The organism is Cryobacterium sp. TMT1-66-1, from assembly GCF_004403435.1.
GTDB classification, from domain to species: Bacteria; Actinomycetota; Actinomycetes; order Actinomycetales; family Microbacteriaceae; genus Cryobacterium; species Cryobacterium flavum.
In genome coordinates this window covers 267,627-280,717 of sequence record NZ_SOGP01000023.1, presented here as the reverse complement: position 1 = coordinate 280,717, position 13,091 = coordinate 267,627, and the positions used below count along the sequence as shown (strand labels likewise).

Sequence of the window (13,091 nt, the reverse complement as noted above, 5' to 3'; positions counted from 1 at the left end):
GGGCTATCCCGCCGCCCGCAGAATGCGGAGTTCGTTCCGGCGCAGCGCCTGGGCAGCCGGATCCGGAACCGGCAGCGAGGCGAGGAGACGCTGGGTGTAGGCATCCTTCGGGGCACCGAGCACCTCAGCACCAGTACCTTCCTCGACCAGTTTCCCCTTATACAGCACGGCAATGCGGTCGGCGAGAATGTCGACGACCGCGAGGTCGTGGCTAATGAACAGGGCTGCGAAGCCGAACTCCTTCTGCAGTTCGGCGAAGAGCTCGAGCACCTTGGCCTGCACCGACACGTCGAGCGCGCTGGTGGGCTCGTCGGCGATCAGCAGACTCGGTTCCAGCGCGAGGCCGCGGGCGAGGCTGGCACGCTGGCGCTGACCACCGCTGAGCTCGTGCGGGTATCGGTCGCCGTAGGCGCGCGGAAGCTGCACCGCCTCGAGCAGTTCGTTGACCCGCTTACGGGCGGCCCCGGCGTTGGCGGCGCGCCCGTGCACGACGAGTGGTTCGGCGACGCACTCGGCGATCGTGAGAAGCGGGTTGAAGCTTGACGCCGGGTCTTGAAAGACGAAGCCGATGTCGCTGCGCACCTTCTTGAAGGCGCGTTCCTTGAATCCGTTCATCTCGTGCCCGAGCACACTCAGGGAACCATCAGTCACCCGGGTGAGTCCGGCCATGGCACGGCCAATCGTGGTCTTGCCCGATCCGCTCTCGCCGACCAGACCGAGCACTTCGCCAGAGCGGATGACGAAACTCACGCCGTCGACGGCGGTGAAACCGGGTTTCCCCAACCGGCCCGGGTACTGGATCTTCAGGTTGTCGGCCACGACGACCGGGGGTTCGGCTGCCCAGCCGGGTTCGCGGGCCAGAGCGCGCTGGGTCGCGCGAATGGTGCCCTGGCCGACGTGGGGCACCGAGCCGAGCAGTCGCTTGGTGTAGTCGTGTCGCGGTGTTGAGAAGAGCTCGTGCACAGGCGCCTCCTCCACGATCTTGCCCTCGTACATGACGACGACGCGGTCGGCGAGGTCAGCGACGACGCCCATGTTGTGCGTGATGAGCACGATGGCGGTGCCGAATTCATCGCGGCAACGGCGCAGCAGGTCGAGGATCTCGGCCTGCACCGTCACATCCAACGCGGTGGTCGGTTCGTCGGCCACGATCAGCCCAGGGTCGAGCACGAGTGCCATGGCGATAACCACGCGCTGCTTCTGGCCGCCAGAGAACTGGTGCGGGTAGTAGTCGACACGGCTCTGCGGGTCGGGGATGCCGACGCGGCCGAGAATCTCAATGGCCTTCGCGCGGGCTTCCTTGCGGCTGAACTCACCGTGGGCGCGAATACCCTCGGCGATCTGCCAACCGACGGTGAACACGGGGTTCAGGGCGGTAGAAGGCTCCTGGAACACCATGGAAACATCCGTTCCCCGCAGTTGGCGCAACTTTTGCTTGCTCACCGCGAGAACGTCGTTGGAATCAGAACCGTCCTTGCTGCTGAGGATGACGGCACCGTGCGCGGTTGCCGTTTCTGGCAGCAACCCGAGGATGGTCTTGGCCGTGACGCTCTTGCCGCTGCCGCTCTCCCCCACGATGGCGAGAATCTCGCCCGGAGCAACCCGCAGGGTCACCCCGTCGACTGCTTTGACGGCACCACCGTCGGTGGCAAACGTGACATTGAGGTTGTCGATGCGAACGACGTCGGGAAGGGACTGAGCGCTCATTATTTGGCCTCAAATGGGTCGTCGTTCGGGTGCGGGTTGTCGGCTGGAGCGTCGGGTTCGAGCCCCTCGATTCCTCCGGGGCCGGCGGACAGGGTTCCACCGGCAACAACGCTCGTTGCGGCGACGACGGCGGCGGTTTTGCCGGGAGCACGTCGACTGCGCAGGCGCGGGTCGGCGAGGTCGTTGAGGCTTTCACCCACGAGGGTGATGCCGAGAACCACGAGCACAATTGCCAGACCTGGGAACAGGCTGGTCCACCAGATGCCGCTGGTCACGTCGGAGAGTGACTTGTTCAGGTCATAGCCCCACTCGGCGGCCGACGACGGTTCGATGCCGAAGCCGATGAAGCCGAGTCCCGCGAGGGTCAAGAGTGCCTCAGAGGCATTGAGCGTGAAGATCAGCGGCAGGGTGCGGGTGGCATTACGCAGTACGTGACGGAACATGATACGCCCGTTGCTGGCACCGAGAACGCGGGCCGACTCCACGTAGGCTTCCGCCTTGATGCGCACTGTCTCAGCGCGAATCACCCGGAAGTACTGCGGGATGAAGACCACGGTGATCGAGATCGCGGCGGCGAAAATTCCGCCCCACAGACCGGATCGGCCACCGGAGATGACAATGCCCATTACAATTGCGAGCAGCAGGGCTGGAAAGGCATAGACGGCGTCGCAGATGACCACGAGTACCCGGTCGAGCCAGCCGCCGAAGTAGCCGGAGACGAGACCCAGGGCCACGCCGGCGAAAATCGACAGCACGACAGCGATGACCATCACGGTGATCGCGGTCTGCGACCCCCAGATGACACGGGAGAGCACGTCGTAACCACCGACGGTGGTGCCCAGCAAGTGAGCGCCGCCCGGTGACTGCTGGGCGCCGAAGGTTCCGTTCTCATCGCGGAGCTGGCTAAAGCCATAAGGCGCCAGGAGCGGGGCGAAGATCGCGGTCAGGATGAAGATTCCAGTGATCACGAGGCCGACGACGAGCATGCCTCGTTGCAGCCCAACGCTCTGCCGGAGCTGGTGCACGACGGGCAGTCGTGTCCACAGTGGAGCCTTGGGGGCGTGGGTGGTTTCAGTGAGCGTTGTCATGGTCAGTACCTCACTCGCGGGTCGATGAGCGCGGCGATGATGTCCACGATGAAGTTGGACAGGGCCACGATCACGGCGAGAAGGGCAACGATTCCCTGCACCGCTACGAAGTCACGGGCCTTGATGAATTCGATGAGCATGAAACCCAGGCCCTTCCATTCGAAGGTGGTTTCGGTCAGCACGGCTCCGCCCAACAACAGCGCCACCTGCAATCCGATGACGGTGATGATCGGAATCAGCGCGGGCCGATAGGCGTGCTTGCTGACCAGACGGAATTCATTCACTCCCCGGGAGCGAGCGGCATTGACGTAGTCCGTGCCGAGGGTTCCGATGACGTTGGTGCGCACGAGTCGCAGGAACACTCCGGCCGTCAGGAGTCCGAGCGCTAACGCGGGAAGCACGGCGTGCAGCAGAACGTCACCCAGTACGGCGGGATCGCCCGTCTTGATTGCGTCGATCAGATAGATACCGGTCTTGTCCGGAAGAAACTGCATCTGCAATTCGGAACCGACGGTGGCTCGGCCGGCAACGGGTAAGGCCTTGAGCCAAACCGCGAAGACGAGCTTGAGAAGTAGCCCGGCGAAAAATACCGGGGTGGCGTAGCAGAGGATGGCGAACACGCGGAGAAAGGCATCCGGTGCTTTGTCGCGCCAGTACGCAGCGACCATACCGAGTGGGATTCCGACGATGAAGGCTACGATGAGCGCGTAGAACACGAGCTCGGCCGTCGCGGATCCGTAGGTGAGCAGGACTTCAGACACGGGACGATTCGTGCTGATGGTCGTGCCGAAGTTGCCGGTGAAGACCTGGCCGAGGTATTCGAAGTATTGAATAATAATCGGTCGGTCGTAGCCGGCCTCGTGAATGAGTACGGCAAGCTGATCCGGACCGAGCTTGCCGCCGAGGGCGGCGGTGATCGGGTCTCCGGTCGTACGCATGAGCCAGAACACCATCGACACCAGGATGAAAATGGTGGGGAAGATGAGCAGGAAGCGTATGAGAAGGTAACGGCCTATTCCACCGCCCGGGCTGGATTTCTTCTTGGGAACACGCCCGGCCGCCGGTACGGGCGGCTTCATCGCCACAGTGGTCATTACTACCTCACAATTGCAAAAAGAATCGGGGGCATCCAGCGATCGTGTCGCTGAACACCCCCGGTGATCAAACTAGAAAAAACTCTAGTCGCTGTACGGTCTAGCCCTTAGCCAGCGCGCCGTAACGGAACTTGAAGGAAGCATCAAGTGTGTCCCCGGTTCCGGTGATGTCTGTTCCGGTGACGGCAACCTGGGCGCCCTGAAGAAGCGGCACGGTCGAGAGCTGCGCCGCAACCTTGTCCTGGATCTCCTCGATGAGAGCGGTACGCTCTGCGGCGTCGGTGGTGACGGCCTGCTTCTGGATCAGGGCAGTAACGTCGGCGTCGTCGTAGTGGTTCTTGAGGAAGTTGCCCTCGGCGAAGAACGGGGCCAGGTAGTTGTCAGCGTCGGAGTAGTCCGGAAACCAGCCGAGCTGGTAAGCGGGGTACACGTCTGCTACGCGGTCCTTGGAGTACTGCACCCACTCGGTCGACTGCAGGCTGACCGTGAACAGACCGGAGGCATCCAGCTGGTCTTTGATCAGCGCATATTCGTCGCTCGAGCCGGGGCCGTAGTGGTCGGCGTTGTACTGAAGGTTGAGTGCGATCGGCGTGGTCACGCCGGCTGCGGCGAGGTCAGCCTTGGCCTTTTCGACGTCCGGCCCGCCCTGGCCGTCTCCGTAAAGACCCTTGAGCGATTCGGTGGCACCGGTCATTCCGGCGGGAACGTAGGAGTACAGCGGGGTGTAGGTGCCCTTGTAAACCTGATCGGCGAGCTCGGCGCGATCAACAACGTCGGCGACTGCGGCACGAACGGCGAGGGCCTTGGCCGGGTCGGCGTCAGCGGTTGTCGTGCCGAAAGGCTGCGTATTGAAGTTGAAGGTGATGTAGCGGATTTCTCCACCGGGGCCGTCAACGACCTTGACAGCGTCGTTGCCTCGCAAGTCGTCAATGTCGGTCGAGGAAAGGCTGCGCCATGCGACGTCGATGTTGCCTTCCTGCACGTCGAGCTTCAGATTCGAAGCGTCGGTGTAGTACTTGACGTTGATGACATCTGTCTTGGCAGCGCCAAGCAGACCTTCGTAGCCCTCGTACGCCTTGTAGGAGAGGAGGTTGTTGAAGTCGTAGCTCGTCAGCACGTACTGGCCGGCAAAGGCCTCAGCGGCAACGATGTCATCGTCGGAGGTGACCTCCGTTGCGGAGAAGGAGTCCTCATCCACGATCACGCCAGCGGGGCTGGATAGAATTTGCGGCCAGATCTGGTCGTTACCGGCCTTGAGCGTGAAGACGACGGTCGTGTCATCCACAGCAGCAGTGCTGTCGAGGTTGTAGAGCAGCGACGACGGGCCGGTATCGGCCGCGATCGCCAGCTGGCGGTCGAAGCTGAACTTGACGTCCGAGGCGGTGAGTGCGTTGCCGTTGGCCCATTTAAGGTCGGGCTTGAGGGTGACGGTGTATTCCGTGGGCGCTGTGAACTCGGCGCTGACGGCGATGTCGGGTTCGACATCCGCTGTTCCGAATTTGCTGCTCATGAGGAATGGGAAGACCTGGGTCTGCACCGAAAAAGAGCCGTTGTCATAGGAGCCGGCCGGGTCGAGCGTGGTTACCTTGTCGGTCGTGCCGATCGTGATCGGGCCGCCGGTGGCCGCCGGGGTGGTGTTACCGCCGGACGCGCAGCCGGAAAGAACCAGTGCGGCGACCGCGAGTCCGGTTGTGGCAACGAGAGCACGCTTGCCGTTGGTGAATGCGGATGTCATATCCGTCGTCCTCTTCCTGTAGAAGTCTCATGAACCGGAACACCCAAAAAATGGGCATAACTTTTCATTGCTGTTAGGTAAGAATTAGCACAGAATTCGCAGGTAGCCACGCTCAGCCGCAGCTTCTTTACATATCTGCAACAAAGTCGGGCTCATATGTTGCAGTCTGAAATTCAGTGCTCAGATGTTGCTTCGAGTGTGCGCGCCAGCGGGCGTGCTAGTCGTCGCGAAGGGCTCGGCGCTCGGCCTCGACCCGCACGAGTTCACGCTGGAGGGTGCGGTACATCTCGGTGTCGTCGGCATCCGCTCGCTGCAGGCGACCGAGTAATTCGGCTTTGAGCCTCAGTAGGTCCTTGTCGATGAGCACGATCGTGATGTCGCGCACGTAGCGGGCGACGTCTTTCTCAGTGCGCTCGGGCAGGTTCGCCATGGCGAGTTCCTGCACGAGGTTCTTGAAACCGTCCGGCACCTCGGCGACGACCCGCTCGAGCCAGTCCGCCGCCTCGAAGTGCGACAGACTCGCGGCAATCGCATCGCGAACGACCGCGAGGGAGGTATTCGCGAAGGAGGTCTGCACCGCACTGTCGAGAATGTCCCGGCCGATCAGCGTGGGTCGCTGCAGCATGGCCATGAGGCCGTCGCGTTCGAGCCTCGTGACCGGATCGGTGGGCAGTTCGACCAGCGAGAACGGACGTTCCGGCACGACTTCGATCACGCCGCCGTGCCGGGGCGCGTTCGGCCCGCCGCTCGCCGATGCGCGTGCGCCGGACTGGGCGTTCGTCACCGCTTTGGCGACGTCGCCCATGTCGACGCCGAGCATGCGGGAGAGTTCCCGGGTGTAACCGGGTCGCAGCACCGGGTCGCGAATCTCGCCGACGACGGGGGCGGCGGCGCGCAGGGCGGCCGTTCGGCCCTCGACGGTGTCGAGGTTGTACTGGGAGAGAATCTGTCGAATCATGAACTCGAACATGGGCTTCTTCGAGTCGACCAGGCGACGCACGGCATCATCACCGCGCTGCAGGCGCAGGTCGCAGGGGTCGAGGCCTTCCGGCCCCACGGCCACGTAGGTCTGGGCGGAGAAGCGCTGTTCCTCGCTGAAGGCGCGCATGGCGGCTTTTTGACCGGCGGCATCCGGGTCGAAGGTGAAGACGACCTCGCCGACGCCCGAGTCGTCACCGAGCACGCGGCGCAGCACCTTGATGTGGTCAACGCCGAACGACGTGCCGCAGGTTGCGACGGCCGTGGTGATGCCGGCCAGGTGGCAGGCCATGACGTCGGTGTAGCCCTCGACCACGACCACCTGGTGGCTGCGGGAAATGTCACGCTTGGCGAGGTCGAGTCCGTAGAGCACCTGGGCCTTGTGGTACACCGGCGACTCCGGGGTGTTGAGGTATTTCGGGCCTTTATCGTCGTCGAGCAGTTTGCGGGCGCCGAAGCCGATGGTCTGCCCGGTGATGTCGCGAATGGGCCAGACCAGGCGGCCCCGAAAGCGGTCGTAGATGCCGCTGGATCCCTCGCGGCTCGAGACCAGGCCGGCGAGGGTGAGCTCGTCGGTGGTGAAACCTCGACCGCGCAGGTGGTTGGTCAGTTCGTCCCAGCTCTTCGGAGCGAAGCCGACTCCGAACCGGGTCGCCGCTGCGGCATCGAAGCCGCGCTGGCCGAGGAAGGCCCGGCCGACCTCGGCACCGGCGCTGCCGAGCTGTTCGATGAAGAAATCGGATGCCGCCTGGTTGGCAGCGAGCAGGCGGGCACGGTTGCCGTGGTCGGGGGCAGCGCCGGAGCCGTCTTCGTAGTGCAGGTCGAGGCCGACCCGGCCGGCCAGGCGTTCGACGGCTTCGCTGAAGCTGACATGGTCCATCTTCTGCAGAAAGGAATAGACGTCGCCGCTCTCGCCGCAGCCGAAGCAGTGGTAGAAACCGACCTGCGGGCGCACGTGAAAGCTGGGGCTGCGTTCGTCGTGGAAGGGGCAGAGGCCCTTCATCGAGCCGACACCGGCAGACTTCAGGGTGACGTAGTCACCGATGATGTCGGCGATATTGGTGCGGGCCTTGACCTCTTCGATGTCACTTTGTCGAATAAGTCCAGCCATATATAAATTCTATCTTCTTGGTCTGACAGGGTGCGTTGCTGGCGCCGGGCCCATGTTGTGACCCTGGGCCCAGTTTATAAACTGGGCCCAGGGACGGGGCCCGGGCCCCGTCCACAGTAAAGGCGGGGCAGGGGCGGGGCTAGCCCTGGACCAGGCGCTCGTACCAAGCCAGGGCGGATTGGTCGGTCAGGCTTGCCACCTGGTCGACGATGACACGCTTGCGGGCGGCATCGTCGGCGGCAGCGTGCCAGTCCTCGCGGAAGCCGGGGTCGAGGTGTTCGTCACCGGAGTGGTGCAGAGTCTGGGCGAGCAGGGTGAGTACCTGACGCTGCTGCACGTAGATGGGCTTGCGGGTGTTGCGGGTCATGACGAAGGCCGCGACGATGCCCTTGAGTACCGCGATTTCGGCCTGGATCTCGCGGGGCACGATTACATTGGCCCCGAAGCGCAGCATGTTCGCGCCCGGGTGCGCCTCCTTGGTGGCATGCACGGCGGCACCGCTGAACCGACCGATGAGCTGGCTCGTGAGGTTCTTGAGGTGGCCCTGGTCGCGGCGCCCGGCCGTCCACGAGTCCATCCAGACATCGAGCGAGTCGAGCCGGTTGAACGCCGTCGCGAGGTCGTCTGCACTGGTTTCGTCGCCGATCCATTCCGACATGGTCGCAAGGAGTTCGTCGTGGTCGGTGCGGCTGCTCAGGGCAGCGACGTCGACGTAGCCGTTGACAATGGCATCCTCGAAGTCGTGCACGCTGTAGGCAATGTCATCGGAGAGGTCCATTACCTGCGCTTCGATGCAGAGCTGGCGGTCGGGGGCTCCCGCGCGCAGCCACTCGAACGCGGCAATGTCGTCCTGGTAGAACCCGAACTTGGCACGCCCGCTCGGGTCATAGACCGAGGAACCCTCCGGCCAGGGGTACTTGCAGCTGGCGTCGAGGCTCGCCCGGGTGAGGTTGAGTCCATAGCTGTGACCGTCGGGCCCGAATACCTTAGGCTCGAGCCGGGTGAGCAGGCGCAGGGTCTGGGCATTTCCCTCGAACCCGCCGATGTCTTCCGACCACAGGCTGAGTGCCTTCTCACCGTTGTGGCCAAAGGGCGGATGCCCGATGTCGTGCGCCAGGCAGGCGGTATCGACGATGTCGGGGTCGACGTTCAGACGCGAGGCAATCTCCCGCCCCACCTGGGCGACCTCGAGCGAGTGAGTCAGCCGGTTGCGGGCAAAGTCGAGCCCCGCCGTGGGGCTGAGCACCTGCGTCTTGGCCGCGAGGCGGCGCAGGGCGCTCGAGTGCAGTAGGCGTGCCCGGTCGCGGGCAAAGTCGCTGCGCCTGGAGTAGTGCTCTTCGGGAAACCAACGGGCCTCGTCGTTCTCGCTGTATCCGTTTGAGTTAGCCACCGCTGGTGTCCCCTTCGCCCTCGGTCAAATTCACTCGCTCCGCACCGAAAAGATCCTGCGATTCGAGCCAGCGCTCCGGCAGAGACGGCTTCTTCGGTGTTCCCGCCCGACCGCGCGGGCCCTCGACATCTGCTCCCGGGTAGGGCAACGAGGCGTCAAGGGTGCCGAGCAGGTCGTCGAGCTGCGCGAGGGACTGCACCATGGCCAGGCTGGCCCGCAGGTCACCGCCCACCGGGTAGCCCTTGAAGTACCAGGCAACGTGCTTGCGAATGTCGCGGCAGGCGCGGTCTTCGCTGTCGAAGTATTCGGTGAGGAGTTCGGCGTGGCGGCGGAACGCGTTGATGACCTGGCCGAGGCCGGGTTCGGCCTTGAGTTCCTGCCCGCGGAAGGCCGCGGCAAGATCGCCGAACAGCCACGGTCGGCCGAGACAGCCGCGCCCGACGACGACGCCGTCGCATCCGGTCTCGCGCACCATGCGCAGGGCGTCATCGGCTGACCAAATGTCGCCGTTGCCGAGCACCGGTACGTCGCTGATGGCGTTCTTGAGCTTCTCGATGGCCGACCAGTCGGCGTGGCCGGAGTAGAACTCCGCAGCCGTTCGACCGTGCAGCGCGATGGAGGCGACGCCGGCTCCGGCGGCAGCCTTACCGGCCTCGATGTAGGTGAGGTGGTCGGCGTCGATGCCCTTGCGCATTTTCACGGTCAACGGAACCGCGCCGGCGGCGGTGACGGCGGCTTCGACGATCTGACGAAACAGGCCGATCTTCCACGGCAGGGCCGCTCCCCCGCCCTTACGGGTGACCTTGGGCACCGGACAGCCGAAGTTGAGGTCGATGTGATCGGCGCGGTCTTCGGCGACGAGCATGGTCACCGCTTCGGAGACGGTCTTAGGGTCAACGCCGTAAAGCTGAATGGAGCGGGTGGTTTCACTCTCGTGGTGTGTGATCAGCCGCATCGTCTCGGCGTTGCGTTCAACGAGCGCGCGTGAGGTGATCATTTCGCTGACGAACAGTCCGGCGCCGTATTCGCGGCAGAGCCTGCGGAACGCCGTATTGGTGATGCCGGCCATTGGAGCGAGCACCACGGGCACGTCGAGCGTGAGCGGGCCGATTCGCAGCGGTCCGGTCGGCGCCACCTGGTCGACAGGTGGACCGACAGTGCGGGTGGGTGAGGTCATGTTGCGTCAATTCTCCCAGAAAGCGAGGCATGCTTCGAATCGTTGGTGGAACGGATGCCGCAGCCCACGCAGAAACGCAGCTGCCGCGCCTGGTGACCAGGCCTGCGGCAGCTGCGTTCGTGTTGAAATGAGTTCAAATTAGCTGCAGCAGCCGCCACCGCAGCAGGAGCCGGCGGCCTCGTCGGTCGCAGCGGGGGCGCCCAGGAGCTCAATGGTGGGACGGCCGGCAGCGTCGGTGAAGACGGGCGGCGTGGTGGCGATGGTGTCAGTCATGAGTTATCTCCTGAATCAATTGGGTGGATCGGTGAAAGTCTTACCTGTCAGGCTACGCGATGCGGCTGGGTATCGCTGCTACGCGGAAGCAGCGCCGGTGGAAGTATTCGTGGAAGCATCCTTCGAACGATCGGCGCGAGCCTGGTCGAGGGCCTGGGCGAACGCCGTCGGGTCCTGCGCGCCCGAGATACCGTAGCGGCCGTCGATGACGAAGAACGGAACGCCCTGGATGCCGTAGGCACCGGCCTGCGTGACGTCCGCTTTGACCGCGGCGAGGTGCTCGTTGGCGGTCAGTGACCGCACGACGTCGGCCCGGTCGAGTCCGATCTCCGCGGCCAGGTCGGCGAGGTCTTCGACCCGGCCCACATGGCGGCCGTCGATGAAGTAGGCCTTGAGCAGGCGTTCCATCATGTCGAGCTGGCGGCCGTGCGCTTTGGCGTAGTGCAGCAATTCGTGCGAGATGACGGTGTTGGTCTGGTGCACCGAGTCCCAGTCGTAGTCGAGGCCGACGCTCGCGGCGATCTCTGTGACGTTGGCGAGCATCTGCTTCACCTGATCGGCCGGCATCCCCTTGTGTTGGCTGAGATAGTCGACCGTGTTTCCGACAAAATCGACCGGGGTGTCGGGTGAGAGCTCGAAGCTGTGGTACTCAACCTCGACGGCGCCGTCGAACTGGGCCGCTCCGGCTTCAAACTTGCGTTTGCCGATGTAACACCAGGGGCACTGCACATCGCTCCAGATATCGACCTTGATCGGGTCGGAGCTCGTGGGGGCAGAAATGTCGGTAGTAGTTGTGTCAGTCACACTCGGGCCAACGGGGCCCTGCGCTCGTGTATTCCCCGCAGGGAATATTGGCAGGCGGCATTCAGGACGTTGGGGCGTCGACCGCTCCGCCGTAGCGTCGGTTGCGCGAGGCGTACAGTTCGACTGCTCGCCACAGGTCGACCCGGGTGAAGTCCGGCCACAAGGTGTCGAGAAAGACCATCTCGGCGTAGGCGCTCTGCCAGAGCAGAAAGTTGCTCGTGCGTTGCTCCCCCGAGCTGCGCACGAACAGGTCTACGTCGGGGAGTTCGGGCACATAGAGCTGCTTCGCGATGGCCTTCTCGGTGATGCCAGATGGCTTCAGCCTGCCGGCGGCGACGTCCTCGGCCAGCGCTCGCACGGCATCCGCTATTTCGGTGCGTCCGCCGTAATTCACGCACATGGTGAGGGTGAGTACGTCGTTGCCGGCAGTCAGTTTCTCGGCGAATTGCAGTTCGTTGATGACGGATGCCCACAGCTTCGGCTTGCGCCCCGCCCACCGAATTCGCACGCCCCACTCGTTGAGCTGATCGCGGCGGCGATGCAGGACGTCACGGTTGAAGCCCATGAGAAAACGCACCTCCTCGGGCGAGCGCTTCCAGTTCTCGGTGGAGAAAGCGTAGACGCTGAGGTGTTTGACGCCGATCTGGATGGCGCCGGCCACGACGTCGAGCAGGGCGGCCTCGCCGGCTTTGTGCCCCTCGATGCGGGTGAGGCCCTGGCCATTGGCCCAGCGGCCGTTGCCGTCCATGACGACGGCGACGTGCTCGGGCACGACCTTGCGGGCCAGATCGGGCGGGTAGAGGCCGGTCCAGTCGAGCGGTTTGAATGGAACGGAATCTTTGTGCGTGGCACCCTTGAAGCCGAACAGGCTCGCCATCATCGGGCGACGTGTTCCAGCGAGCGAAGCCCGCGGCCCAGGTGCCACTGCGTGTAGGCGGCTACGACGCCGGCCGCCTGGCTTTGGGTACGTTCGGGGCTCGCGCTCGCGTGTTCCCAGTCGCCGGTGAGCAGAGCGCTGAGCAGGGCGATCGTCGCAGCGTCGAGCCGGGGCGAACCGGGAGGGGCGCAGTCATCGCAGACGAGGCCGCCCATCTGCACGACCATGGCACTGTGTTGCCCCCCGATGCCGAGTTCGCCGAGGGCGCCGCAGCGGGCACAGTCCTGAAAGCTCGGCGCCCAGCCTGCCATCGACACGGCGCGCAAGAGATAGGAGTTGAGGGTGAGGTGGGAGCCGTGTTCCTGGCGGGACAACGATCGCAGGGCGCCGACCAACAGCAGGTACTGCTGCAGGGACCCCTCGGATTCGGTGAGTTTGTCGGCGGTTTCGACCATGACGCTCGCGGCGGTGTAACTGCCGTAGTCGGCGGTGATCAGGGCGCCGTAGGAGCCGAGCGACTCGGCCTGGGTGACGATGTCGAGGCTTCGGCCCTCGTAGAGCTGCACGTCGGCGACCATGAACGGTTCGAGCCGGGCGCCGAATTTGGACCCGGTACGCCGCACGCCCTTGGCGACAGCGCGCACCTTGCCGTGCGCTCGGGTGAGCATGGTGACGATGCGGTCGGCTTCACCCAGCTTGTGGGTGCGCAGCACGACGGCTTCATCTCGGTAGACAGGCACAGGTAATTATCCCACCCGGTTGCTGTAAGAACGGTCACGGCTGACCTCCCCTACAAAACGGATGCTCATTTAGCCCTGAAATTTTGTCACTAGTCTGCCCTGGCTCTGGTTTTTCGG

11 protein-coding genes are annotated in these 13,091 nt (G+C 64.2%); all 11 read right to left on the bottom strand.

All coding sequences use genetic code 11. From position 1 onward, the window contains the following. Positions 1 to 3 precede the first annotated feature (3 nt). Positions 4 to 1,707 carry an ABC transporter ATP-binding protein gene (locus tag E3T29_RS17565; RefSeq protein WP_134346788.1) on the bottom strand — a complete coding sequence of 568 codons (1,704 nt, stop codon included), beginning with the start codon at positions 1,705 to 1,707 and terminating at the stop codon, positions 4 to 6. Continuing rightward, complete coding sequence (locus tag E3T29_RS17560; RefSeq protein WP_134346787.1) at positions 1,707 to 2,795, bottom strand: ABC transporter permease; 1,089 nt, start codon at positions 2,793 to 2,795, stop codon at positions 1,707 to 1,709. Before E3T29_RS17560 ends, E3T29_RS17565 begins: the two co-directional genes overlap by 1 nt. A 2-nt stretch (positions 2,796 to 2,797) precedes the next feature. Then, a complete protein-coding gene (locus E3T29_RS17555; protein ID WP_092339826.1) occupies positions 2,798 to 3,889 on the bottom strand; it encodes an ABC transporter permease in 1,092 nt (363 codons plus the stop codon). A 100-nt stretch (positions 3,890 to 3,989) separates the two neighbouring features. Next, complete coding sequence (locus tag E3T29_RS17550) at positions 3,990 to 5,624, bottom strand: ABC transporter substrate-binding protein (protein WP_134346786.1); 1,635 nt, start codon at positions 5,622 to 5,624, stop codon at positions 3,990 to 3,992. A 217-nt stretch (positions 5,625 to 5,841) separates the two neighbouring features. Continuing rightward, a complete protein-coding gene (dnaG, locus tag E3T29_RS17545) occupies positions 5,842 to 7,713 on the bottom strand; it encodes a DNA primase (RefSeq protein ID WP_134346785.1) in 1,872 nt (623 codons plus the stop codon). Positions 7,714 to 7,852: 139 nt separating this feature from the next. Then, positions 7,853 to 9,103, bottom strand: a complete 1,251-nt coding sequence (locus tag E3T29_RS17540) for a deoxyguanosinetriphosphate triphosphohydrolase (RefSeq protein ID WP_134346784.1) — start codon at positions 9,101 to 9,103, stop codon at positions 7,853 to 7,855. After that, complete coding sequence (gene dusB / locus E3T29_RS17535) at positions 9,096 to 10,280, bottom strand: tRNA dihydrouridine synthase DusB (RefSeq protein ID WP_134346783.1); 1,185 nt, start codon at positions 10,278 to 10,280, stop codon at positions 9,096 to 9,098. Before dusB ends, E3T29_RS17540 begins: the two co-directional genes overlap by 8 nt. Before the next feature lie 138 nt (positions 10,281 to 10,418). Next, a complete protein-coding gene (locus E3T29_RS20520; protein ID WP_255410059.1) occupies positions 10,419 to 10,553 on the bottom strand; it encodes a hypothetical protein in 135 nt (44 codons plus the stop codon). 78 nt (positions 10,554 to 10,631) lie between these two features. Then, positions 10,632 to 11,357 carry a DsbA family protein gene (locus E3T29_RS17530; RefSeq protein ID WP_198417784.1) on the bottom strand — a complete coding sequence of 242 codons (726 nt, stop codon included), beginning with the start codon at positions 11,355 to 11,357 and terminating at the stop codon, positions 10,632 to 10,634. Between the two features lie 61 nt (positions 11,358 to 11,418). After that, a complete protein-coding gene (locus E3T29_RS17525; RefSeq protein WP_233206245.1) occupies positions 11,419 to 12,237 on the bottom strand; it encodes an isoprenyl transferase in 819 nt (272 codons plus the stop codon). After that, complete coding sequence (gene recO, locus E3T29_RS17520) at positions 12,234 to 12,974, bottom strand: DNA repair protein RecO (protein ID WP_134346782.1); 741 nt, start codon at positions 12,972 to 12,974, stop codon at positions 12,234 to 12,236. Before recO ends, E3T29_RS17525 begins: the two co-directional genes overlap by 4 nt. Between the last annotated feature and the right edge of the window lie 117 nt (positions 12,975 to 13,091).

Bases quoted from the DNA above. Each gene is read 5' to 3' on its own strand.
- E3T29_RS17565 (WP_134346788.1), bottom strand. From the start codon at position 1,707: ATGAGCGCTCAGTCCCTTCCCGACGTCGTTCGCATCGACAACCTCAAT.
- E3T29_RS17560 (WP_134346787.1), bottom strand. From the start codon at position 2,795: ATGACAACGCTCACTGAAACCACCCACGCCCCCAAGGCTCCACTGTGG.
- E3T29_RS17555 (WP_092339826.1), bottom strand. From the start codon at position 3,889: ATGACCACTGTGGCGATGAAGCCGCCCGTACCGGCGGCCGGGCGTGTT.
- E3T29_RS17550 (WP_134346786.1), bottom strand. From the start codon at position 5,624: ATGACATCCGCATTCACCAACGGCAAGCGTGCTCTCGTTGCCACAACC.
- dnaG (WP_134346785.1), bottom strand. From the start codon at position 7,713: ATGGCTGGACTTATTCGACAAAGTGACATCGAAGAGGTCAAGGCCCGC.
- dusB (WP_134346783.1), bottom strand. From the start codon at position 10,280: ATGACCTCACCCACCCGCACTGTCGGTCCACCTGTCGACCAGGTGGCG.
- E3T29_RS20520 (WP_255410059.1), bottom strand. From the start codon at position 10,553: ATGACTGACACCATCGCCACCACGCCGCCCGTCTTCACCGACGCTGCC.
- E3T29_RS17525 (WP_233206245.1), bottom strand. From the start codon at position 12,237: ATGATGGCGAGCCTGTTCGGCTTCAAGGGTGCCACGCACAAAGATTCC.